The organism is Sphingomonas sp., from assembly GCF_019635515.1.
Lineage (GTDB): Bacteria > Pseudomonadota > Alphaproteobacteria > Sphingomonadales > Sphingomonadaceae > Sphingomonas.
In genome coordinates, this window is sequence record NZ_JAHBZI010000001.1 from 2,151,706 (window position 1) to 2,173,362 (window position 21,657).

A 21,657-nucleotide genomic window follows, 5' to 3' on the forward strand; every position below is an offset into this window, starting at 1 on the left:
GCGCGCTCCTATGGTTGGGTTGCCTGGCCTTGCCCCTGCGCCGCCAGATAGCGATCGAGCAGGAACAGCCGCACGCGCAGGTCGTCGCGATAGCTGATCTTCTCTGGCGCCAGTTCCACGGCTTTCGCCCACCATGGCCGCGCCTCGGCGAACCGCCCGGCACGCACCAGCGCCAGCCCCAGGAAGAAGGGCGGACCGGGATGGTTCGGATGCAACGCCAACGCCTTGTTGAACGCCAGTTGCGCCGCCGGCGAAAGCTGGTTGCCGTCCTGCTCGGCCAGCGCCAGCCCCAGCCCGGTCCACAGGCTGTAATCCTCGGGATATTTGTTGACCGCGCCCAGCCACACCCGCGCCGCCAGATCGGGGCGGCCGATACGGACCATCGATTCCGCCGCGGTCGCGTAGGAATAGACCGCCGTTCCATACTTGCCGAAGATCGCCTCGCGCAGCGCGACCAGCGCGGGATCGACCTCGCCCTTTCGTTCCTCGATCGAAACCGGATGCCCCTCCAGCGCCGGACTGCCCTGCCAGGCATAGCCGGCAGCCCCCAGCATCACGCCGGTCGCCGCGATCGTCCACAAGCGCCTGGGAAAGCGTGTGACCGCCAGCACGATCATCGCCGCCAGCGCCACCACGCCGAACATCGCCCAACCCATCATCGCCTGCTCCTCCGGAACACGCGGGCGCTGAGCAGCGCTCCCAATCCGAGCAGCACCAGCGGCGCGATCCACAGCGGCGCGGTCACCCAGCTCAGCGGCGGATCGTAGCTGACATAGTCGCCATAGCGCTGGATCAGCCATTTCTGGACCTGATCGGGCTTCTCCCCCGCCTGGATCCGCTGGCGCACCATCGCCCGCATATCGCCCGCCATCTCGGCATCGCTATCCGCGATCGACTGGCCCTGACAGACCAGGCAGCGCAATTTCTCCATCAGCGCCTTGGCCTGCGCTTCCTTGGCGGGGTCTGCCAGTTGCGTGTAGGCCAGCGTCGGCGGCGGCAGGTTCGAATCCGCAAACGCCGGCGCCACGACGAGCGACAAGAGGATGAGCGACCGCCTCACTTCGCCGCCTCCAGCGCCGCGAGAATCTCGGGCACATCGTCCTCGCGAACATCGCCGATATGCTGTTTGACGATCCGGCCCCGCGCATCGACGACGAAGGTCTCGGGCACGCCCGCCGAACCCAGCGAGAACTGCACCTTGCGGTTCCGGTCGTCGCCGATCCGCGCATAGGGATCGCCATTTTGCGCCAGGAACGCCTGCATCGCCTCGGTGGTGTCGGCGGTCGCCACCCCGTCGATCTGCACGCCCATCGCCTTGAGCCGCATCAATTGCCTCGCTTCGGCGATGCACGGCAGGCACCAGCTGGCGAAAACGTTGATCAGCCGCGGCTTGCCGCCGAACCCGCCCTTGATCCCGTCCTTGCTCGCCAGCAGCGGCGGCAGGTCGATCGCCGGCAGCGGCTTGTCGATCATCGCCGAATGCACCGTCCGGTCGGCGGGCTTGATCAGCCCGCTCGCGACCAGCGCCAGCACCGCGGCGAACAGCGCGAAGGGCAACCAGATCAGCACCCGCCTCATGCGTATTCTTCCGCCTCCGCGGCGCGGCGCTCACGCCGCACCCGGCCGATCAGCGCCAGCAGCCCGCCCAACGCGATCAGCGCCCCGCCGAGCCAGATCAAGGTCACGAACGGCTTCCACCACAGCCGCAGCTGCCACCGCCCCTCCGCGTCTCCCGCGCCAAGCACGGTATAGAGCTGCCCGTCGAGCATCGTCGTGATCGCCGCCTCGCTGGTATTGGTCGGCGGCGTGCTGAAGAAGCGCTGCTGCGGACGAAGCTCGAACGCGGTCCCGCCCTCGCGCGTCACCGTCAGCCGCGCCTCGACCGCGGACCAGTTCGGCCCCAGCGCCGGCCGCACGTCGCTGAGCACGATGCGGAACGGCCCGACCGTGGCGCTCTGTCCCACTTCGATCGCGGTCAGCCGCTCGGCCTTGAACGCGGCGTCCGCGCCCATCCCGCCGATGCTGACCGCCACGCCCAGATGCGCGATCACCATCCCCCAGATATGCAGCGGCGTGCGGCGCAGCTTGCGGCGCACCAGCGGCAGCACGCTCGCCACGCCCAGGAAGATCGCGAAGCCGATCCCGAGCAGCGGCAGCATCGGCGCGGTCGGGTTCATCATGAACAGCAGCGCGAAGCCCATGCCCCCCAGCGCCACCGGCACCAGCAGCTTGCCGAGCAGAGTGTTGAGCACATCCCGCCGCCAGTTGAGCAGCGGCCCCGCCGCGGTCGCCAGCACCAGCACCAGCGCGATCGGCGCGATCGTCTTGTCGAAGAACGGCGCGCCGATCGACAATTGCACGCCCATGGCCTGCGCCACCAGCGGATAGAGCGTGCCGATGAAGACGAGGCCGAGGATCACGGTCAGCAGCAGATTGTTGAGCACCAGCGCGCCCTCGCGGCTGACGATGCGGAAGGTCGCTCCCTGCGTCACCGTCCCGACTCGTGCGCCGAACAAGGCCAGCGCGCCGCCGATATAGATGCCGAGCAAGGCGAGGATGAACGTCCCGCGCGTCGGATCGACCGCGAAAGCATGCACGCTGACGAGGATGCCCGAACGCACCAGAAACGTCCCGATCATCGACATGGCGAACGCCACCAGCGCCAGCATCAGCGTCCAGGCGCGCAGCCCGTCGCGCGTCGCCAGCACCGTCACCGAATGCAGCAAGGCGGTCGCCGCCAGCCACGGCATCAGCGAGGCGTTCTCGACCGGATCCCAGAACCACCAGCCGCCCCAGCCCAGCTCGTAATAGGCCCAATAGGAGCCCGCGGTGATGCCGATGGTCAGGAAAATCCATGCCGCCAGCACCCAAGGGCGCATCGCCCGCGCGAAAGCCGGCCCGACGTCACGCATCAGCAGCGCGCCCACGGCAAAACTGAACGCGACCGAAAGCCCGACATAGCCGAAATAGAGCGTCGGCGGGTGGAAGGCCAGGCCGGGATCCTGAAGCAGCGGGTTGAGCCCCTGCCCGTCGCGCGCCGGCGGATTGAGCCGCGTGAACGGGTTCGATGCGAAGGCGAGGAAGGCGTAGAAGCCGAGGCCGATGAACGCCTGCGCGCCCAAGGTCGCGGCCAGCGTCTTGCCCGCCAGCCGCCGCTCGAACAGCGCCACCCCCGCCCCGGCCACCGCCAGCACGGTCACCCATAGCAGCATCGAGCCTTCATGGTTTCCCCATGCGCCCGCGATCTTGTACAGCAGCGGCTTGGCCGAATGGCTGTTGGTCGCGACCAGCAGCACCGACATGTCGGAATTCACGAACAGCGCGATCAGCAGCCCGAACGCCGCCATCGCCAGCAGTCCCTGCACCAGCGTGATCCGGCGGAGCGCCAGCATCAGCTCCTCCGAGCCGCCGCGCGCCACGCCAATGCCCAGCGCCAGCTGGATCAGCGCGAACGCCGCCGCGAGCCACAGCGCGGCCAGTCCCGCTTCGGCGATCACGGCTCCAGCGACTTCGAGACGTGCTGATTGCCGCTCAGCTGCGGCGGCATGTAGCGCTCGTCATGCTTGGCGAGCAGATTGTCGGCGACGAAGCTGCCGTCGGGCTGGAACCGACCCTCGGCGACTACCCCCGAATTCTCCTTGAACAGGTCCGGCGTCACGCCGCGGAACGAGACCGGCACGGTTGCGATGCCATCGCCCACCACGAAACGGATCGAGACCCCATCGGCCTCGCGCTGGATCGATCCGCCCTGCACCATTCCGCCAAGGCGCACATGCTTGCCCGCCGGCACCGGCTTGCCGACCAGATCCCCCGGCGCATAGAAGAACGCCGCCTGATCCTTGAGCGCGGACAGCGCCAGCCCCGCCGCGCCCAGCACCGCGACAAGCGCCAGAGCCGCCAGAATCAGCCGTTGATGCTTGGGCTTCATCGCCATCAAAATCCTCCCCCAGAGGGGGAGGTGGCAGTCCCGGACTTGTTCCGGGGCTGACGGAGGGCGCTCGCCGCGAGCGGGCCGCCTGTGGCGAACCTCCTCCACCGCTTCGCGGTCCCCCTCCCCCTCTGGGGGAGGATTGCTTCAACCGCGATCTTCACTTCCTAGCCTTCATCGCGTCCGCAGCCGCCTCGGCCTTGCGCATCGCCAGATAGCTGGCAACCGCCAGCCCGCCCGCGCCAAGCAGCGTCACGCCATATGCGGCGATCACGAACGCCCAGTGATTCATGCCGCCATCCGCCGCATCCGCGCTTCCACCTTCTGCGCCGCGAGCATCGCCCGCATCCGCATCAGCACGATCCCGCCGAACATCAGGGTGAAGCCGCCCAGCGTGAAGAAAAGCGGCCAGATCATGCTCTTGTCGATCGACGACGAAGTCAGCCCGATGCTCTGCCCCTGATGCAGCGTGTTCCACCACACCACCGAATAGCGAATGATCGGCAGCAGCACGCTGCCCGCCACCCCGAACAGCGCCGGCACCCGCCCGTCGCCGCCGCGTTCGGCATCGGCCCGCGCCAGCGCGATATAGGCGATATAGACGAAGAACAGCAGCAGCATGCTGGTCAGCCGCCCGTCCCATTCCCACCAGGTTCCCCAGGTCGGCCGCCCCCAGATCGAGCCGGTGATCAGGCACAAAGCCGTGAACACCGCGCCCGCCGGCGCGATCGCCCGCGCCGCGAGGTTCGCCAGCGGGTGCTTCCAGACCAGATACATCAGGCTCGCCGCCGCGAGGCCGGTCCAGCCCCCCATCCCCAGCCACGCGCTCGGGGCATGGATATAAAGGATCCGCACCGTCTCCTTCTGGAGGTAATCGGGCGGTGTCAGCCTCAGCCCGGCAAACGCCCCGAACAGCGCCAGCGCCGCGCCCAGCCAGAACAGCACCGGCGTCAGCGGCTTGGCGATCTTCAGGAAACGCGCGGGATTGGCGAAGGCGTGAAGGGCGGGCACGGGCCGGGGTTAGCGGGGTTTGCTGGCGGAATCTACGTCGCTTTGCATCCTATGGCGCGGTGAAATCCAAGCCCGTCGGCCGCGCCGGCCGCTCTCGCCGAGCTTGCGGGCGGCGGCGGTGCGCCCAGGCAATTGGCGCAGCCATTGACCTGCGAAGCGCGGATCTTGACCAGTTCCTGCAGGCTCTTCTCCAGCGTCGGCGCGGTCTGCTCGCTCATCGCCAGCCATACCTTCATAGCGGCGGGGCAGTCTTGAGCGGATCGGTACGGCTATTCATTTCTGCTTCCCTCTCAGTTGACGGAAGCATGACGAGATGGCGCGCGCGATTGTGACATTGCTCACGAAATTATTTTTCGGAAGAGCCATCCGTCAGCGCCGCACGGTGCTGCCGCCATGCGATCGCGGTCAGCACCAGCAGCACCCCGCCCGAGACCATCGTCACCGGTGCGGGGACCAGCGAGATCGCGAACACCCAGATTCCGAAGGCAAGGAGTGCCAAGCCGGTGACAGCGGCACCGGTAAAAGCGATCCGATCGATCAGGCGCACTTCAAGAATACTCCATGATGTAAAGTTGGTCGCCGGTCAGCAAGATAAGGCTCCCCCGCTGCTCGCCCGACTCCTCGAACAGCACGCAACCCTCATGACCGAGCGACACGGCGCGTCTTCCGCAACGCGCCTGAAGCGCGCGCACCTGCTCGGGGCGCAATTGATAGGTGTATTCGAAGGTCACGTCCTGAAACCCGGAAGCGGCATAGCGGCGCAGGGTCACGGGCGTGCCATATTGTCCGCCCAGATGCTCCGCTTGGAATTGCGCTGGCCAGAGGATAATCTCGGCCAGCGCCGACTGCGCGAACGCCGCGCCGATCATCGTCATCCAGATGATCCCGTAGACGATCGCCGAATGGACGCCCGCCGGATAGAGTTTGAACCGCCGCAGCAACCACAGGATCGGCAGGGCAATCAGCGCCAGCAACGGTCCGATTATGATCAGCGCGAGCAATTCCACCGATCACCCCTCTCCGCGCTGTCCTACAGCCGCAAAGGCATGATAAAGCTCGCGAACGCTCTTTGAAAACGTGGAAAGCTCAAAACCTGCGCACGAAAGTTCATTACGCCGGCGCGCAACGAAATTGCACAACCACCGTGAAAAGCGTGAAGCTAAGCCGCGATTCTCCAACAGCGGCCCGGCGAATCAGCGCCCGATCAGGCGCTGCGCGATGCGGTCGGCGACTTCGCTCTGCGGGTCGCCGCTGCGCTCAGCCTCATCCCACACCTCGATCAGCCGCAACGGGATCTTGTCGACGCGGCTCTGCACCTCGGCCATGTTGCCCTGGCCCAGATATTCGAGGCCGACATTGATGATGCCGCCGGCGTTGATCACGTAATCGGGGGCGTAGAGGATACCCGCATCCTGGAGGCGCTTGCCATCGGCGCGCGTCGCCAGCTGGTTGTTCGCCCCGCCGGCGACGACCTTGGCTTTCAGCGTCGGGATCGATTGCTCGGTCAGGATCGCGCCCAGCGCGTTGGGGCTGAACAGGTCGGCGTCGTGGCTGAGGATCGCGTCGGCGTCGATCGCATCGGCGCCCAGTTCGGCCGCCAGCGCCTTGGCGCGCCCGGCATTGACGTCGGCCAGCGTCAGCGTGGCGCCGTCCGCCGCCAGCAGCCGGGCGACTCCGCCGCCAACCGAGCCGACACCCTGGATCGCGACGCGCACGCCGCGCATATCGTCCGCACCCAGCCCGCGCCTGGCCGCCGCCTTGACGCCCAGATAGACGCCGCGTGCCGTCACCGGCCCCGGATCGCCGCCCGCGCCGCCTTCCGCCACCGGCAGGCCCGAGACATGCCGGGTCTGGGTCGCGACGGTCTTCATCCGCTCTTCGGACATGCCGACATCCTCGGCGGTCACATAGCGGCCGCCCAGCGATTCGACCGCGCGGCCAAATGCTTCGAGCTGGGCGGTGGTGACAGTCGCGCCCGGCTTGTCGGCCAGGATCACGCCCTTGCCTCCGCCCAGCGGCAGGCTGGCCATCGCGTTCTTGTAGCTCATCCCGCGCGACAGGCGCAGCGCGTCGGTGATCGCGGCGCGGTGGTCGGCATAATGCCAGAAGCGCACACCGCCTGCGGCCGGTCCCAATTTCGTCGAGTGCACCGCGATGATCGCGCTCAGTCCGGAGTCGCGGTCGCTGAACAGGTGGACGCCTTCATGGTCGTCGAAATCGGGGAAGCCCCAGTCAGTGATCATGGGAAAATCCGGCCTGTGAAAAACTGGGGCGACCGACGGGACTTGAACCCGCAACTTCCGGCATCACAAGCCGGCGCTCTAACCAATTGAACTACGGTCGCCGTGGAGGTTGGGCGCTTAGCGGCCACAACCGGACAGCGCAAGATAGTTGCGCCGTTCTTCCGACACTATGGCATCGGCGGCGCGCATTTGGCAATGAATGGCGCATGCAAAACGTCACTGTCAGCTTTGGCGCCGCCACGGTCACCGGCCCCAGCCCCGTCGCCGCACACATCATGCGCCAGCCCGGCGTGCAGCGCGTGCCGAGCCCCAAGGTCGAGATGTTCATCGTCAAGAACTTCTTCGAGCCCGAGCTCTGCCAGCTGCTGATGATGAAGATCGACGCCGAACGCCGTCCCTCGACCATCGCCGATGCCAATGGCGACTATGCCTTCCGCACCAGCGAGACCTGCGACCTGTCATCCTATGATTCGCTGGTGGTCGAATTGAAGCGCCGTATCCTCGTTCTCACCGGCCTGCCCGCGATCAATGGCGAGCCGATGCAGGGCCAGCGCTACGATGTCGGCCAGGAGTTCAAGGCGCATACCGATTATTTCGAACCCTCGGGCGAGGATTTCGCCAAATATTGCAGCGTCGCCGGCCAGCGCACCTGGACCGCGATGCTCTATCTCAACGAAGTCGAAGCCGGCGGCGCGACCCGGTTCAAGGCGATCGACAAGATCGTCCAGCCCGAGACCGGTAAGCTGCTCGTATGGAACAATATGCGCGTCAACGGCACGCCCAACCCATCGACGCTGCACCACGCGATGAAGGTCCGCGCGGGGCTGAAATACGTCATCACCCAGTGGTTCCGCGAACGGCCCTGGGGCTAGAAAATTCATGCCCGATCACGGCGAGGGGCCGTGATCGGGCATGAACCTTTGAACGGGCGCCGAGACCGGCGCCCTATCCTTAGAACTTCACCGTCGCTTCGGCGCCGAAGGTGCGCGGCGCGTTGAAGTTGCCGTAATCGCCCAGCACGTTGGCGATGCTGCCCGACAGCACGTTGGTGGTCGGCGCACCCGGCAGACTGTTCGACGGATCGCGGCGGTACACATATTGCTCGTCGAACAGGTTGCGGCCCCAGATGCCGATCGTGAACTTCTGCCCGCCGTCGCCGAGCGAGATATCAGTCAGCGAGATGCGGCCGTTGAAGATCAGCGACGAGTCGGCCTTCGTGGCGAACTGGTCGAACGCTTGGGTGGCCTGCGAGTAATTGCCGTCGAAGTGGAACTGCAGCTTGGTGTCGCTGTGGCCGATCGGCAGCGCGTAATCGATCGCGCCGCTGGCGGCGTTGCGCGGCGTGAACACGATGTAGAAATTCTGCAGCGTGCTCGTGCTGGTCGCGCCCACCGTGTTGGTGATCAGCACCGGCGGGATGCGGGTGTAGGTATAGGCGTACGACGCGTTGAGCGTCAGCCCGTCGACCGGACGCAGCGTCAGATCGGCCTCGATCCCGCGGATCTTGGTGTTACCCGGCGCATTGATCGTGACGAGGTTGTTGAAGCTCCCCGTCGCGGTCAGCTGAATCGAGCTGATATCGACCTGGCTGTCCTTGCGGTCCATGATGTAGGCGGCAAGGTTGAAGCGCGCGCGGTGATCCCAGAAGTCCGCTTTCAGACCGGCTTCGTAAGACTTCACGTCTTCCGGATTGAACGCCTGATAGTTGGACGTGCGCGAGCTGGCGCCGCCGGCACGGTAGCCGGTCGCGTACTTGGCATAGACGTGGACGCTGTCGGTCACGTCATAGGCGATCGTCGCCATCGGGTTGAAGCGGTTCCAGGTCTTGACCAGAGGGCGATAGCCGTTGGTCGTGACGATCGCGGCATTGGCCGGCAGGTCGTAGTTGATGTTGCGCGAGAAGTGCAGCACGCCGCGCTTCTTGTCCTGCGTGTAGCGGCCACCGACGGTGATATGCAGCGCGTCGGTGGCGTTCCAGGTCAGCTGGCCGTACGCGGCATAGCTCTTCGACCAGACTTCCGAAGCGCGGTCGGTCTGGCGGCAACCGCGCTGCCAGCCCGCCGGATTGGCGGCGGTGCCGCCGCCGATGCAGGGATCGAGCGTAGTGATCACGCCGGTGGCCTGGTTGTACTGCTGCGAGCTCGGCGTCGCCGCGTCGTCGCTGACATGCTCGTTGAAATAATAGAGGCCGGCCACGTAATCGACTGGGCCGAGCGAGCCTACCGCCTGGATTTCCTGGCTGAACTGACGCTGGCGCAGGCCGGCGAGGCTGTAGCGGCTGAAGTTGCAGGTCGTGCCCGTGCAGTTGAGCAGCGGCACGCGGTGCGCGCCACCGGCATTGTCCCACTGCTCGACATCGACGCCGCGCCATGCGGTGATCGAGCGCAACTCCAGCTCGGGGCCGAAGTTCCACTTGAAGCTGTTGGTGAAGCCATGCGTCTTGTCGATGCTGGGCTGCTGGACCACGCCGATATCGGCGACCTTCATGCGCGTCGTGCCGTTGATCACCGTGTTCGGCAGCACCGGCCGGACCACGCCGGTCAGCGCGGTATAGGCGGTGCCGGGAAGGACGCAGCGCGGCGATGCCGATTGCGCGCCGGCGACGCAGGCATTCGGGTTGAAGTTCAGCAACTGGCTGTAGAACGGCGTGTTGGCATCATAGCCATTGTCGTAAGAGAAATCGTTGGTGATGCCCTCGACACCCTGCCAGCGCACCGCGGCGCGCATGCCGCGGCGATCGAACTGGCCCCAGCCGGCTTGACCAGCCAGCGGATTCTTGGTCACCGCATCCTGATATTGGACGACGCCATCGAGCTTCACCGCGAAGCCGGCGAATTCGGGCAGGTCGAGGTGCAGCGCACCGTTATAGCCACCGAGATTGGCGATACCGGCGGTGACACGGCCTTCGAACTGGCCGCTCGGCGCGCGCGAGACGAGGCTCAGCGCGCCGCCTTCGGTGTTACGGCCAAACAAGGTACCTTGCGGGCCCTTGAGCACTTCGACACGCTCAAGGTCAAACAGCGCGGCGTTAAGGCCGTGCTGGCGGCCAAGATAAACACCATCGACATAGATACCGACGCCCTGCTCGCGTGCCGGCTGGTTGGCATCGAGCGGCACGATACCGCGCACACCGATCGTCAGCGCGCTCTGGCGCGCCTCGAAGGTCGCGACGCGCAGGCTGGGCACGCCGCCATCGGCGAGATCGTAAAGGCTCTGGACGTGGCGATCCTTGAGCGCCTCGGCGCTGACCACCGCGATCGCGATCGGCGTGCTCTGCAGGCTGGTCTCGCGCTTCAGCGCGGTCACGACGATCTCGTCGAGACCGTTGGGGTTGGTTTCGGTCGCCGACTGTTCGGAAGCCGCCGCCAGCGTCTCCTGCGCAAAGGCCGGGGTGGCCGTCACCAATGCCGCCCCCGCGCAGCTTGTCAGAAGGATCAGGCGGTTGAAGCTAAGCATTTTGGATCTCCGTTCCGGCTGGCGCCGGCTAGCGAGTGAATTCGTTGCGGGATCGACTCGACTTGTCCCCCGTCGACCGCAGCGCCCGGCTAGGGGGGTTGCGTGACTCGTCCGTGGAAGTTCGGAGAAACTTCGAAGACTCATTCGTGACTAGATTGTTACGGCTGTGGACAAGTCGGCCATCCGTCGCAGGTCCGCCGCCCCCCGCCGCAAGCGCTTTGCACGGTCGCGGGCATTCAATAAGGTTTTCACGCTGGCGGGAATGGAGACATGCGATGACGTCATTGGCCCTATCTGCTCCCAACCCCTTCGCCATTGTCACGACCGGCTCGGGCACCCGCCCACCATGGAAAGCGCTGCTCAACTGGCCGCGCTATGGAGACACCCATGTCGATTTCACCACCGGTACGACGCAGCGGCGCAATCTGTGGGCGGCGCGGCTCGACGAGGTGGTGCGCCGCGCCAGCAAGCCGGTGCTGCTGATCGCGAGCGGTGAAAGCTGCTCAGCTGCCGCCTGGTGGGCGCGGCTGTCACCCGCCGATTATGTGGCGAAGGTCGCGGGCGCCCTGCTGTTCGTGCCCCGCGGCGCCGAAGCCGAGCTGTTCGCCTCGCCGCGCACGCCGTTGCCCTTCCCTTCGGCGGTGGTTGAACGCCATGCCACCCGCCGCACGCTGGCACTGGCGGAAAGCTGGGGTAGCGGGTTGCTCGAAGACGGCTGGCGCACGGAGGGCGACAGCGCATGGCAACAGGCTCAGGCGGCGGTGATGCGCCTCACCGCCCGCGTCGTGGAGCGCGAGATGCGCGTGGCGCCAGCGTTCGATATCGTCGTTTAAGGATAGCCATCGCCAACCGCTTCGCGGCGAAGGCCTGAGAGCCCTGGTTCAAAAACCAAAAAAGCCCGCCGGTCTCTCGACCAACGGGCTTGAAATGGTGGGCGCGACAGGGATTGAACCTGTGACCCCACCCGTGTGAAGGGTGTGCTCTACCGCTGAGCTACGCGCCCGAACGCCTGTCGGCGAATTCGGAAGCGGGCCTCTAGCCTCAGCGGGTTGCGCTGTCCAGAGGCACGCCGGAACTTAAGATCATTTGAGATTGAACGAATTTGCAGATCAAAGACCCTCCCTCCTGATCGGGGAGGGTTTGTGGCGAGCCCCGCCCTCTCCCCTCAGGGGAGAGGGAACCATAGAATCAGTTGACCGAGTCCTTGAGGCCCTTGCCGGCCTTGAACTTGGGCTGGTTCGAAGCCTTGATCGTCATTTCCTCGCCGGTGCGCGGATTGCGGCCGGTCGAGGCCTTGCGCTTGCTGACCGAGAAGGTGCCGAAGCCCACCAGGCGCACTTCGTCGCCCTTCTTCAGGCTGGCCGAAATCGCGTCGAACACGGCTTCCACGGCCTTGCTCGCATCGCCCTTCGCCAGGCCCGACGTATCGGCAACCTGGCTGATCAGTTCCTGCTTGTTCATGGTTCGGAGCTTCCCCTTTGACTGCATGTCTCAGCAATTGAATTGAGTCGCGACACGCGCGGAACCTCAGTCAGCACGCGACCGCCACCGCTGTCAAAGGCTTTCCGGCTTAAACCCGAGTAAAATCAAGGTTCCCGAAGGATGAAGGACTGCAGCTGCGCCGATCAAATCCCTTGTCACCCCGGGGGGCCTGTGCCGGGGTGACAGTGCGTGGTCGTGTTCCTACGCGAGGGAGCAGGCGAGCATCAGTGGTGCACCGCATCGCCCGCCGGCGGGATCCCCGCAGGCGGCAGCACCGCGAGTTCGTCGGCATCGGTCCAGTCGATCGCGGTCAGCCCCTTGGTCAGCGCCCGCTTGAGCACTTCGTCGACATGTTTGACGGGGATGATCTCCAGCCCTTCGCGAATGTTCGCGGGGATTTCCGCCAGGTCCTTCTCATTCTCGTCGGGGATCAGCACCGTCTTGATGCCGCCGCGTAGCGCCGCGAGCAGCTTTTCCTTCAGGCCGCCGATCGGCAGCACCCGGCCGCGCAGCGTCACCTCGCCGGTCATGGCGATGTCGCGGCGCACCGGGATGCCGGTCATCGTCGAGACGATCGCGGTCACCAGTCCGATACCCGCCGACGGCCCGTCCTTGGGCACCGCGCCTTCGGGCAGATGGACGTGCACATCCTTGCGCTGGAACAGGCTCGGCTTGATGCCATAGCTCGGCGCGCGGGCCCGGACGAAGCTGAACGCGGTTTCCACGCTCTCCTTCATCACGTCGCCCAATTTGCCGGTGGTCTTGATCACGCCCTTGCCCTGCACGGTCACGCTCTCGATCGTCAGCAATTCGCCGCCGACCTCGGTCCAGGCCAGCCCGGTGACCGCACCAATCTGATCCTCTTCCTCCGAAAGCCCGTGACGATATTTCTGCACGCCGGCGAACTCGTGGAGGTTCTCGGGCGTGATGACGACCCTCTCGGCCTTCTTCTCGAGGATCTGGCGTAGCGCCTTGCGGGCGAGCTTGGCGATCTCGCGCTCGAGCGTGCGGACCCCGGCCTCGCGGGTATATTGCTGGATCAGCTTGCGCAGGCCCTCGGTGGTGAGCGTAAACTCGCCCGCCTTCAGCCCATGCGCCTCGATCTGCTTGTCGATCAGGTGCCGTTCGGCGATCTCGACCTTCTCGTCCTCGGTATAGCCCTCGAGCCGGATGATCTCCATGCGGTCGAGCAACGGCTGCGGCAGGTTGAGCGAGTTGGCCGTGGTCACGAACATCACGTCCGAGAGATCAATGTCGATCTCCAGATAATGATCGTTGAACTTGTTGTTCTGCTCGGGGTCTAGCACTTCCAGCAGCGCAGATGCCGGATCGCCACGGAAATCCTGACCGAGCTTGTCGATCTCGTCGAGCAGGAACAGTGGATTGCTCGCGCCCGCCTTTTTCAGGTTCGAGACGATCTTGCCCGGCAGCGAGCCGATATAGGTGCGGCGATGGCCGCGGATCTCGGCCTCGTCGCGGACGCCGCCCAGTGACTGGCGGATGAATTCGCGCCCCGTCGCCTTGGCGATGCTCTTGCCAAGCGAGGTCTTGCCGACGCCCGGCGGGCCCACGAGGCACAGGATCGGACCCTTCAATTTATTGGTCCGCGCCTGCACCGCGAGATACTCGACGATGCGGTCCTTGACCTTCTCCAGCGCGTAATGATCCTCGTCGAGGATCGCCTGCGCTGCGGCGATGTCCTTCTTGATCTTGCTCTTCTTGCCCCAGGGCAGGCCGAGCAGTACGTCGAGATAGTTGCGCACGACGGTGGCCTCGGCGCTCATCGGCGCCATGGTCTTGAGCTTCTTTAGCTCAGCCGTAGCCTTGGTCCGCGCTTCCTTCGACAGCTTGAGCGTGGCGATCTTCTGCGTCAGCTCGGCGATCTCGTCGCCATCGCCTTCCTCGCCCTCATTGCCCAGCTCGCGCTGGATCGCCTTGAGCTGCTCGTTGAGGTAATATTCGCGCTGGGTCTTCTCCATCTGGCGCTTGACGCGCGAGCGAATCTTCTTCTCGACCTGCAGCACGCCCAGCTCGCCCTCCATGAAGGCGAACACCATCTCCAGACGCTTCTGAGGATCCTTCTCGATCAGCAACGCCTGCTTGTCCGCCACCTTGACGGCGATATTCGCGGCGACCGCATCGGCAAGGCGCGACGGATCGTCGAGCTCGGCCAACTGCACCGCGGTCTCGGCGGGCAGCTTGCGGTTGAGCTTGGCGTAATTCTCGAACTGCTCGACCACCGAGCGCATCAGCGCCTTCAGATCGGGGCTGAAATCGTCGGGCGTGAGCTTTTCCACGCGCTCGCCAAGCTCGGTGCCGGCCTCTTCGAGCCGCATATCCCCTTCCTCAACCGGGCTGATCGAGGCGGTCAGAAACGCGCCGCTCTCATCGAGCGACTCCAATTGCCCGCGCTCCTTGCCGCCGACCAGCACGCGCACGGTGCCGTCGGGCAGCTTGAGCAGCTGCAGCACTTCGGCGGTGACGCCGGTGTCGTACAGGTCCTCGCGGCCGGGGTCGTCCTCGGCGGGATCGAGCTGCGAGACAAGGAAAATCTCCTTGTCGTCAGCCATCGCCGCTTCGAGCGCGGCGACGGACTTGTCGCGGCCGACGAACAGCGGCACGATCATGTGCGGAAAGACGACGATGTCGCGAAGCGGCAGTACGGGATAGGATTGCTTCATGAAAACTCCGGCAAGCCTCAAACGGGCCTATTTGCCCACTATATGGGGAGCAAAGCGTTTCCATCAATCGCCCGTGCGCGGAGTAACCATCAAAGCTGTGGGCGCGCTGCTTCTGGGCAGCGCCGTCGCCTCCCCCGCCTTCGCGCAGGGCATGAAGCCGGGCGAGCCACCGATCACCGCGACCACGCAGGAATCGGGCGGGCCGGTCGCGCCCGAACGGGCCGCGCTCCACCTCGAACATGCCGATCTCGCTTTCGAGCTGCTGCCGGCCAGCTATCAGCTCAAGGGCACCGCTACGCTGACGCTGCGTACCGCCGCGCCGCTTTCCCAACTGCTGATCGATCTCGACAAAAACTATCTCGTCAGCGCCATCACGCTCGACGGCCGTCCGCTCCGCCCCTCCGAGTGGAGCAATCCCCAGGGTCGCCTTACCATCAAGCTTCCGCGTCCGCTGCGCGCTGGCCAACGCGCCATCGTCCAGATCACCTATGGCGGCACGCCGCATGTCGCGGTCCGCGCGCCGTGGGACGACGGCATCGTCTGGGCCAAGACCCCGGACGGCAAGCCGTGGATCGCCACCACTTCCGAAGGCTATGGCTGCGATCTCGTCTGGCCCTGCCTCGATTTCCCGCGCGGCGAGCCCGATACCGTCGATCTTCACATCACCGTCCCCGCTGGGCTCAAGGCGCCGGGCCCCGGCACATTGGTCGGCATGGACACGCTCGCCGATGGCCGCACCACCTGGCACTGGAAGGCGCGCAGTCCCAATCCCTATTCGATCGCGCTGCAGGTGGCACCTTATGAGACGCTGACAGGCATCTATCAGAGCCGCTTCGGCAACAAGATTCCGATGGGCTATTGGTACATCCCCGGCCGCGCCAAAAAGGCCGCCGGGCTGTTCGCCGAATTCGCCCCGACGATGGATTTCTACGAGGAAGTGATCGGCCCCTATCCCTGGTATGACGAGAAGGTCGCCGTCGCCGAGACGCCCCATCTCGGCATGGAGCACCAGACGATCAACGCCTATGGCAACAATTACAAAAAGACCCCCTCGGGCTTCGACGAGATCTTCCAGCACGAGCTCGGCCATGAATGGTTCGGCAACCAGATGTCGGCCGGCAATTGGGACGATTACTGGCTGCACGAAGGCTATGCCCAATACATGCAGCCCCTCTACGGCCGCTGGCGCGAGGGCGAGGCCCGCTACGCGACGATGATGGACGAGTTCCGGATGCAGATCCAGAATCTCGCGCCGATCGTCTCGGGCCGGATCATGACCGAGGAAGAGGTCTATGAGGAGAGCAAGGGCGGCCCGGGCCAGGACATTTACGTCAAGGGCGCATGGGTGCTGCACACGCTGCGCAACCTGATCGGCGACGCCAAATTCTTCGATGCCACCCGCCTGCTCGTCTATGGCCGCACCGATCCCAAGCCGGGCAATTTCCAGCCGCGCTTCGCCTCGACCGGCGACTATATCGGCTACGTCAATCAGGTGACCGGCAAGGACATGAACTGGTTCTTCGACGTCTATCTGAAGCAGGCGGCGCTACCGGCGCTGACGCTCTCGGCAAAGGGCAATAGCCTGACGCTGCGCTGGGTGGTGCCGGGCGACAAGCCGTTCCCGATGCCGCTCGAAGTGTCGATCGACGGCAAGGTCCAACTGGTCCAGATGCCCGGCGGCACCGCGACGATCCAGGTGCCCGATGGCGCCCATGTCATCGCCGATCCCGCTTCACGCATCCTCAAGCGCTCCAAGCAGGTCGAGGACTATCAGAACTATCAATTCCGGAGGAACTGATGCTCGCGCTCGTCCACCCCGAACCCACCAGCCTGCTCGCGCTCGGCGCGATGGCCGCGGCCTTCATCATCTCCCTGATGGCCCTCGCGATCACCCGCAGCCGCAGCGGAAAGGCGCCGTCGGTCGCTGAGAAGAAGTCGCGCGGCTCGATGCTGGGCGTGTTCGTTCAGATGATCGGCTTCGCCGCAGTCGGCTTCGGCCCCATCGTCGCTTCGCTCGATCCGCACAGTACCCTCGCGATAAGCGAAGCCGGCGTGGTGGCTGTGCTGATGGCGTTCACCATCCTGCTGTTCTTCTCGGCCAGCCGCGCGATGGGCAAGAACTGGAGCATCGTCGCGCGCACCCGCGAAGACCACCAGCTCGTCACCTGGGGCCCGTTCGCGGCGATCCGCCATCCGATCTATACTGGCCTGTTCGCCTTCATGCTGGCGATGGCGGTGGCGTTCGGCCATTGGCGCGGACTGATCCTGGGCGTGCCGCTCTATTGGATCGGCACCTGGATGCGCGTCAGCATCGAGGAACGTATGCTGCGCGGTCAGTTCGGCGCGGCCTATGACGCTTATGCGGCCCGGGTGAAGCGCTTCGTGCCGGGCGTGATCTGACAAGGAAACGGCGGCTCATGGCGCGACGCGTGGAGTGGTGCCGAGGGTAGTGCCCTGTCGTCATGTGCAGGCGGCATCCACGTGGATGCCGCCCGGCATTCGCGCACTTCCCCGTCGCGCATTCCCGGCATAGTCTCCCACCAAACCGGCAAAGGGGGGCCTTGCCATGCATGACGATACGCTGTGGAATCCCGATCTCGCGCCCACCGGGCCCGATCAGCGAAGCTGGGCCTGGTATCATTATGCGGCGCTGTGGATCGGGATGATCGTCGCGGTGCCGGCATGGATGCTGGCGGCGGGGCTGATCGAACAGGGCATGTCGGCAGACCAGGCGGCGATGACCGTGCTGCTTGGCAACGCCATCGTCCTCGTGCCGATGCTGCTGATCGGCCATGCCGGCGCCAAGCACGGCATTCCCTATGCGGTGCTCGCCCGCGCCTCGTTCGGCACCACCGGCGCGCGCATTCCCGCCCTCGCCCGCGCGCTGGTCGCCTGCGGCTGGTACGGCATCCAGACCTGGATCGGCGGCGAGGCCCTGCTTACCCTGCTCGGTATCCTTGCGGGCGCGGACCTGCGCGGGCAGCCGCTTCCGGTCCTGGATATCGGCCTCGGCCAGCTCGCCGCTTTCCTCGCGTTCTGGGCGATCCAACTCTTCTTCGTCCGCAAGGGGCTGATGACGATCCGCCGGCTCGAGACCTGGACAGCACCGGTCAAGATCCTCGTCTGCGTGGCGCTGGTCTGGTGGGCGGTGGACGCCGCGGGCGGTCTCGGTCCGATCTTCGCCGCGCCCTCGGCCTTCGTGCCGGGCGGCGCGAAGGAAGGTCAGTTCTGGCTGGTCTTCTGGCCCGCGCTCACCGCGATGATCGGCTATTGGGCGACGCTGGCGCTCAACATCCCCGATTTCACCCGCTTCGCCCGCAGCCAGCGTGATCAGGCGATCGGCCAGACCATCGGCCTGCCGCCGATGATGGGGCTGATCGCGCTCGCCAGCGTCATCACCACCAGCGCGACGGTGGTCATCTATGGCGAGGCGATCTGGGATCCGGTCGCCCTCTCCGGCCGCTTCGCCGGGCCCCTGGTGCTGCTCGGACTGGTGGTGATCAGCATCGACACCGTCTCGTGCAACATCGCCGCCAACCTCGTCTCCTCGGCTTATGACTTCTCGTCGCTGAAGCCGGGCAGGATCAGCTACCGCACCGGCGGCATGATCACCGCGGTGATCGCGATCCTGATCATGCCGTGGAAGCTCCTTGCCTCCACCGGCGGCTATATCTTCGTCTGGCTCGCGGGCTATTCGGCGTTGCTCGGCCCGATCGCCGGCATATTGATCGCAGATTACTGGCTGATCCGCCGCACCGAGCTCGACACCACCGATCTCTACCGCGCTGATGGCCGTTTCGGCGCATGGAACGCTGCCGCGCTGATCGCCTTCGCCGCGGGCGTGCTTCCCAACCTCCCCGGCTTCCTCGCCACCGCCGCGCCATCGCTGGTCAGCGTGGGGGGCTTCTGGATGGGCATTTACACCTGGGCGTGGTTCGTCGGGCTCGGCATCGCCCTGATCGTCTATACCGCTTTGATGAAGCTCAAGCCCGCTGCCTGAGCCGCATCAGCCATGCCGCGAAGAACGCGAACGCGGCCTGCCACGGCAGATGCACGCTGAGGAACCAGAAGACGAAGCGCGAGGGCTTGAGCGGCAACGTCATCGCGTCGGTCATTATCAACCCATAGGCCATGCCCAGCGCGCCGAGAACGGTCAGCACCGCGACGCCGAGCATTGCGATCGCCCGCGTCGCCGGTGTCAGCGGGGCGAGCCGGGTCCAGATCAGCAGCACGAAGGCCAATACGCTGCCGGCAAATCCGCCGACCGCTCCGGTAGCGAGGAAGCCGAGATAGTCGCTGCTACTGGGCTCGAGCGGGAAATTGGCGACGCCATACCCCCAGGCGAGATCGTTGGCGACGATGTGCGAGAAGCTCAGCAGCAGCGTGAAATATCCCACCCGCCTGAACCAGCCGCGCTGCCGCGCGCTGACCAGCAGATAGGGCAGCCCGAACAAAGGCGTCAGATACAGGCTGGGGCCGACCACCGGCGCCAGCGCGTCCTTGGCATCGGGATAGAGCAGCAGGGCAAGCGCCAGCGCGACCGCGTAGACGACCGCGCCGATCAGCAACCAGATGAAGGCATGCCAGAAGCGGACATTGCGCCGCCTTGCGTGCGCCTCGCCAAGGGGGTCGAGCGTGGTCACTTCCCACCCTCGTCATTCCCGCGAAAGCGGGAACCCAGGATCACAAGCGATGCGGCAGAACCATTCTGAATCCCCGCTTTCGCGGGGATGACGGAATTAGGATTCGAACCGGGCTGCCTCAGCCCGCCTTTTCCTTCTTGGCATAGACGCGCACCGGCTCCTTGCGCCCGTCGACCACATCCTTGTCGACCACGACCTCATCGACCCCGTCCATGCTGGGCAGGTCGAACATCGTGTCGAGCAGGATGCCCTCAAGGATCGAGCGGAGCCCGCGCGCGCCGGTCTTGCGTTCGATCGCCCGCTTGGAGATCGCGACTAGCGCGTCGTCGTTGAAGCCGAGCTTTACCGTCTCCATGTCGAACAGCTTCTGATATTGCTTGACCAGCGCGTTCTTCGGCTCGGTCAGAATCTTGATCAGCGCCTCGACGTCGAGATCTTCCAGCGTCGCGATGACCGGCAGACGGCCGACGAATTCGGGGATCAGGCCGAATTTGAGCAGATCCTCCGGCTCGGTCTGACGAAGCAGTTCGCCGGTGCGGCGCTCGTCCGGCCCGGCGACATGCGCGCCGAAGCCGATCGACTTGCCCTGTAGGCGGTCGCCGATAATCTTCTCGAGGCCCGAGAAAGCACCGCCGCAGATGAACAGGATATTGGTGGTATCGACCTGCAGGAACTCCTGCTGCGGATGCTTGCGCCCGCCCTGCGGCGGAACGCTGGCCGTGGTGCCTTCCATCAGCTTGAGCAGCGCCTGCTGGACGCCCTCACCTGATACGTCGCGGGTGATCGAGGGATTCTCGGCCTTGCGCGAAATCTTGTCGATCTCGTCGATATAGACGATCCCGCGCTGCGCCCGCTCGACATTGTAGTCGGATGCCTGGAGCAGCTTGAGGATGATGTTCTCGACATCCTCGCCGACATAACCGGCCTCGGTCAGCGTCGTCGCATCGGCCATCGTGAACGGCACGTCGAGGATGCGCGCCAGAGTCTGGGCGAGCAAGGTCTTGCCGCAGCCGGTCGGGCCGACGAGCAGGATGTTCGACTTGGCGAGTTCGACGTCCGCACCCTTGGCGCCGTGGTTGAGCCGCTTGTAGTGGTTATGGACCGCGACCGAGAGCACGCGCTTGGCCTGCTTCTGGCCGATCACATAATCGTCGAGAACGTCGCAGATCTCCTGCGGCGTCGGCACGCCGCCGTCCTTCTTCGAGACAAGCGCCGACTTGGTCTCCTCGCGAATGATGTCGTTGCACAGTTCGACGCACTCGTCGCAGATGAACACGGTCGGGCCGGCGATGAGCTTGCGCACCTCGTGCTGCGACTTGCCGCAGAACGAGCAATAAAGCGTGCTCTTGGAATCGCCGCCGCTGAGCTTCGTCATTCAATTCTCTCCCGTGCGCTGCGTGCGCACGTTACGCCACCCGCCAAGATACACGCGGGCAAATCTCGGGCAATCCGGAATCGGATATAGCCCAGCTTGGTTAAGCAGTGGCTGACGAACCGTCTTCCGACGGCGTCGGCCGCTTTTCGAACACCTCGTCGACCAGCCCGAACGCCTTGGCCTCTTCCGCTTCGAGGAACGTGTCGCGGTCCATCGCCCGTTCGATTTCCTCGAGCGGCTTGCCGGTATACTTCACATATAGCGCGTTCATCCGGTCCTTGATGCGCTGGATTTCCTTGGCCTGGATCTGGATGTCCGAGGCCATACCCTGCGCACCGCCCGAGGGCTGGTGGATCATGATCCGCGAATTGGTCAGCGCCACGCGCATCCCCGGCTCGCCGGCCGCGAGCAGAAAACTGCCCATCGACGCCGCCTGGCCGATACAGACCGTGCCTACCTTTGGGCGGATATACTGCATGGTGTCGTGGATCGCCATGCCCGCGGTGACCACGCCACCCGGCGAATTGATGTACATCCAGATATCCTTCTTCGGGTTCTCGGACTCGAGGAAGAGCAGCTGCGCGGTGATCAGCGATGCCATGCCATCCTCGACCCCGCCGGTGACGAAGATGATGCGCTCACGGAGCAGCCGCGAGAAGATGTCGAAGCTGCGCTCGCCGCGGCTCGATTGTTCGATGACGATCGGAACGAGACCGCCGGTGATGGGGTCAATGGTCATCTTGCCTTCAAGCGGATGCATAAGGGGAAATCTCTTTGGTTGTGTTTTGCCCGGCAACTACATCGGCGCTTGGTTAGCGCCGCGCAAGGGGTGAACGCG

General features: G+C 65.2%; 22 protein-coding genes and 2 tRNA genes. 5 read left to right on the top strand and 19 right to left on the bottom strand.

The genetic code is table 11. From position 1 onward, the window contains the following. Positions 1–8: 8 nt before the first annotated feature. The 12 genes from KF730_RS10880 to KF730_RS10935 all read right to left on the bottom strand — a co-directional run bounded on the left by KF730_RS10880 (position 9) and on the right by KF730_RS10935 (position 7,283). Positions 9–659, bottom strand: a complete 651-nt coding sequence (locus tag KF730_RS10880) for a tetratricopeptide repeat protein (RefSeq protein WP_294094891.1) — start codon at positions 657–659, stop codon at positions 9–11. Further along, complete coding sequence (locus tag KF730_RS10885; RefSeq protein WP_294094894.1) at positions 656–1,060, bottom strand: cytochrome c-type biogenesis protein; 405 nt, start codon at positions 1,058–1,060, stop codon at positions 656–658. Before KF730_RS10885 ends, KF730_RS10880 begins: the two co-directional genes overlap by 4 nt. Beyond that, on the bottom strand, positions 1,057–1,578 hold the full coding sequence (locus KF730_RS10890; RefSeq protein ID WP_294094897.1) for a redoxin family protein: 522 nt from the start codon (positions 1,576–1,578) through the stop codon (positions 1,057–1,059). Before KF730_RS10890 ends, KF730_RS10885 begins: the two co-directional genes overlap by 4 nt. Next, the gene (locus KF730_RS10895) at positions 1,575–3,497 is read right to left on the bottom strand and encodes a heme lyase CcmF/NrfE family subunit (protein WP_294094900.1); all 1,923 of its coding nucleotides are present in this window, start codon (positions 3,495–3,497) and stop codon (positions 1,575–1,577) included. The genes KF730_RS10890 and KF730_RS10895 overlap by 4 nt, the downstream gene beginning before the upstream one ends. Continuing rightward, complete coding sequence (gene ccmE / locus KF730_RS10900) at positions 3,494–3,928, bottom strand: cytochrome c maturation protein CcmE (protein WP_294095904.1); 435 nt, start codon at positions 3,926–3,928, stop codon at positions 3,494–3,496. Before ccmE ends, KF730_RS10895 begins: the two co-directional genes overlap by 4 nt. Before the next feature lie 160 nt (positions 3,929–4,088). Further along, positions 4,089–4,220 (bottom strand): heme exporter protein CcmD, encoded by a 132-nt coding sequence (ccmD, locus tag KF730_RS10905; RefSeq protein ID WP_294094903.1) that lies wholly within the window; start codon positions 4,218–4,220, stop codon positions 4,089–4,091. Beyond that, positions 4,217–4,939 (bottom strand): heme ABC transporter permease CcmC, encoded by a 723-nt coding sequence (ccmC, locus tag KF730_RS10910; protein ID WP_294094906.1) that lies wholly within the window; start codon positions 4,937–4,939, stop codon positions 4,217–4,219. Before ccmC ends, ccmD begins: the two co-directional genes overlap by 4 nt. A 32-nt stretch (positions 4,940–4,971) precedes the next feature. Continuing rightward, on the bottom strand, positions 4,972–5,175 hold the full coding sequence (locus KF730_RS10915) for a carboxymuconolactone decarboxylase family protein (protein ID WP_294094909.1): 204 nt from the start codon (positions 5,173–5,175) through the stop codon (positions 4,972–4,974). Between the two features lie 110 nt (positions 5,176–5,285). Continuing rightward, the gene (locus tag KF730_RS10920; RefSeq protein ID WP_294094911.1) at positions 5,286–5,486 is read right to left on the bottom strand and encodes a hypothetical protein; all 201 of its coding nucleotides are present in this window, start codon (positions 5,484–5,486) and stop codon (positions 5,286–5,288) included. Between the two features lies 1 nt (position 5,487). After that, positions 5,488–5,946 carry a hypothetical protein gene (locus KF730_RS10925; protein WP_294094913.1) on the bottom strand — a complete coding sequence of 153 codons (459 nt, stop codon included), beginning with the start codon at positions 5,944–5,946 and terminating at the stop codon, positions 5,488–5,490. 186 nt (positions 5,947–6,132) lie between these two features. After that, positions 6,133–7,182 carry a Glu/Leu/Phe/Val dehydrogenase dimerization domain-containing protein gene (locus KF730_RS10930; protein ID WP_294094915.1) on the bottom strand — a complete coding sequence of 350 codons (1,050 nt, stop codon included), beginning with the start codon at positions 7,180–7,182 and terminating at the stop codon, positions 6,133–6,135. 24 nt (positions 7,183–7,206) lie between these two features. After that, positions 7,207–7,283 (bottom strand) — tRNA-His (locus tag KF730_RS10935). A 105-nt stretch (positions 7,284–7,388) separates the two neighbouring features. Between KF730_RS10935 and KF730_RS10940 the strand changes: the two genes are divergently transcribed. Beyond that, complete coding sequence (locus tag KF730_RS10940; protein WP_294094917.1) at positions 7,389–8,054, top strand: 2OG-Fe(II) oxygenase; 666 nt, start codon at positions 7,389–7,391, stop codon at positions 8,052–8,054. A 79-nt stretch (positions 8,055–8,133) separates the two neighbouring features. Here KF730_RS10940 and KF730_RS10945 read toward each other — a convergent pair whose 3' ends face one another. Then, the gene (locus KF730_RS10945) at positions 8,134–10,638 is read right to left on the bottom strand and encodes a TonB-dependent receptor (protein WP_294094920.1); all 2,505 of its coding nucleotides are present in this window, start codon (positions 10,636–10,638) and stop codon (positions 8,134–8,136) included. Positions 10,639–10,913: 275 nt separating this feature from the next. On the opposite strand from KF730_RS10945, the gene KF730_RS10950 reads away from it, so the two are divergent. After that, positions 10,914–11,471, top strand: coding sequence for an alpha/beta hydrolase (locus KF730_RS10950; protein ID WP_294094922.1), 558 nt, complete (start codon positions 10,914–10,916; stop codon positions 11,469–11,471). 95 nt (positions 11,472–11,566) lie between these two features. Here the strand turns inward: KF730_RS10950 and KF730_RS10955 are convergent. The 3 genes from KF730_RS10955 to lon form a co-directional block, all read right to left on the bottom strand. Further along, positions 11,567–11,641, bottom strand: a tRNA-Val gene (locus KF730_RS10955). Positions 11,642–11,826: 185 nt separating this feature from the next. After that, positions 11,827–12,099: an HU family DNA-binding protein gene (locus tag KF730_RS10960; protein ID WP_294094924.1), complete on the bottom strand. Its 273-nt coding sequence runs from the start codon at positions 12,097–12,099 to the stop codon at positions 11,827–11,829. 245 nt (positions 12,100–12,344) lie between these two features. Next, on the bottom strand, positions 12,345–14,801 hold the full coding sequence (gene lon, locus KF730_RS10965; RefSeq protein WP_294094926.1) for an endopeptidase La: 2,457 nt from the start codon (positions 14,799–14,801) through the stop codon (positions 12,345–12,347). A gap of 151 nt (positions 14,802–14,952) precedes the next feature. Between lon and KF730_RS10970 the strand changes: the two genes are divergently transcribed. From KF730_RS10970 to KF730_RS10980, 3 genes are all read left to right on the top strand, one after another. Next, on the top strand, positions 14,953–16,599 hold the full coding sequence (locus KF730_RS10970; RefSeq protein WP_294095908.1) for a M1 family metallopeptidase: 1,647 nt from the start codon (positions 14,953–14,955) through the stop codon (positions 16,597–16,599). Next, entirely contained in the window at positions 16,599–17,201 is a 603-nt protein-coding gene (locus KF730_RS10975; RefSeq protein WP_294094929.1) for an isoprenylcysteine carboxylmethyltransferase family protein, read from the top strand. The genes KF730_RS10970 and KF730_RS10975 overlap by 1 nt, the downstream gene beginning before the upstream one ends. 166 nt (positions 17,202–17,367) lie before the next feature. Next, complete coding sequence (locus tag KF730_RS10980) at positions 17,368–18,801, top strand: NCS1 family nucleobase:cation symporter-1 (RefSeq protein WP_294094933.1); 1,434 nt, start codon at positions 17,368–17,370, stop codon at positions 18,799–18,801. Here the strand turns inward: KF730_RS10980 and KF730_RS10985 are convergent. From KF730_RS10985 to KF730_RS10995, 3 genes are all read right to left on the bottom strand, one after another. After that, complete coding sequence (locus KF730_RS10985) at positions 18,785–19,444, bottom strand: hypothetical protein (RefSeq protein ID WP_294094936.1); 660 nt, start codon at positions 19,442–19,444, stop codon at positions 18,785–18,787. The two genes, KF730_RS10980 and KF730_RS10985, sit on opposite strands and share 17 nt — an antisense overlap. Positions 19,445–19,562: 118 nt before the next feature. Further along, on the bottom strand, positions 19,563–20,819 hold the full coding sequence (gene clpX, locus KF730_RS10990; protein WP_294094939.1) for an ATP-dependent Clp protease ATP-binding subunit ClpX: 1,257 nt from the start codon (positions 20,817–20,819) through the stop codon (positions 19,563–19,565). A gap of 100 nt (positions 20,820–20,919) precedes the next feature. Beyond that, positions 20,920–21,558: an ATP-dependent Clp protease proteolytic subunit gene (locus KF730_RS10995; protein ID WP_294094942.1), complete on the bottom strand. Its 639-nt coding sequence runs from the start codon at positions 21,556–21,558 to the stop codon at positions 20,920–20,922. Between the last annotated feature and the right edge of the window lie 99 nt (positions 21,559–21,657).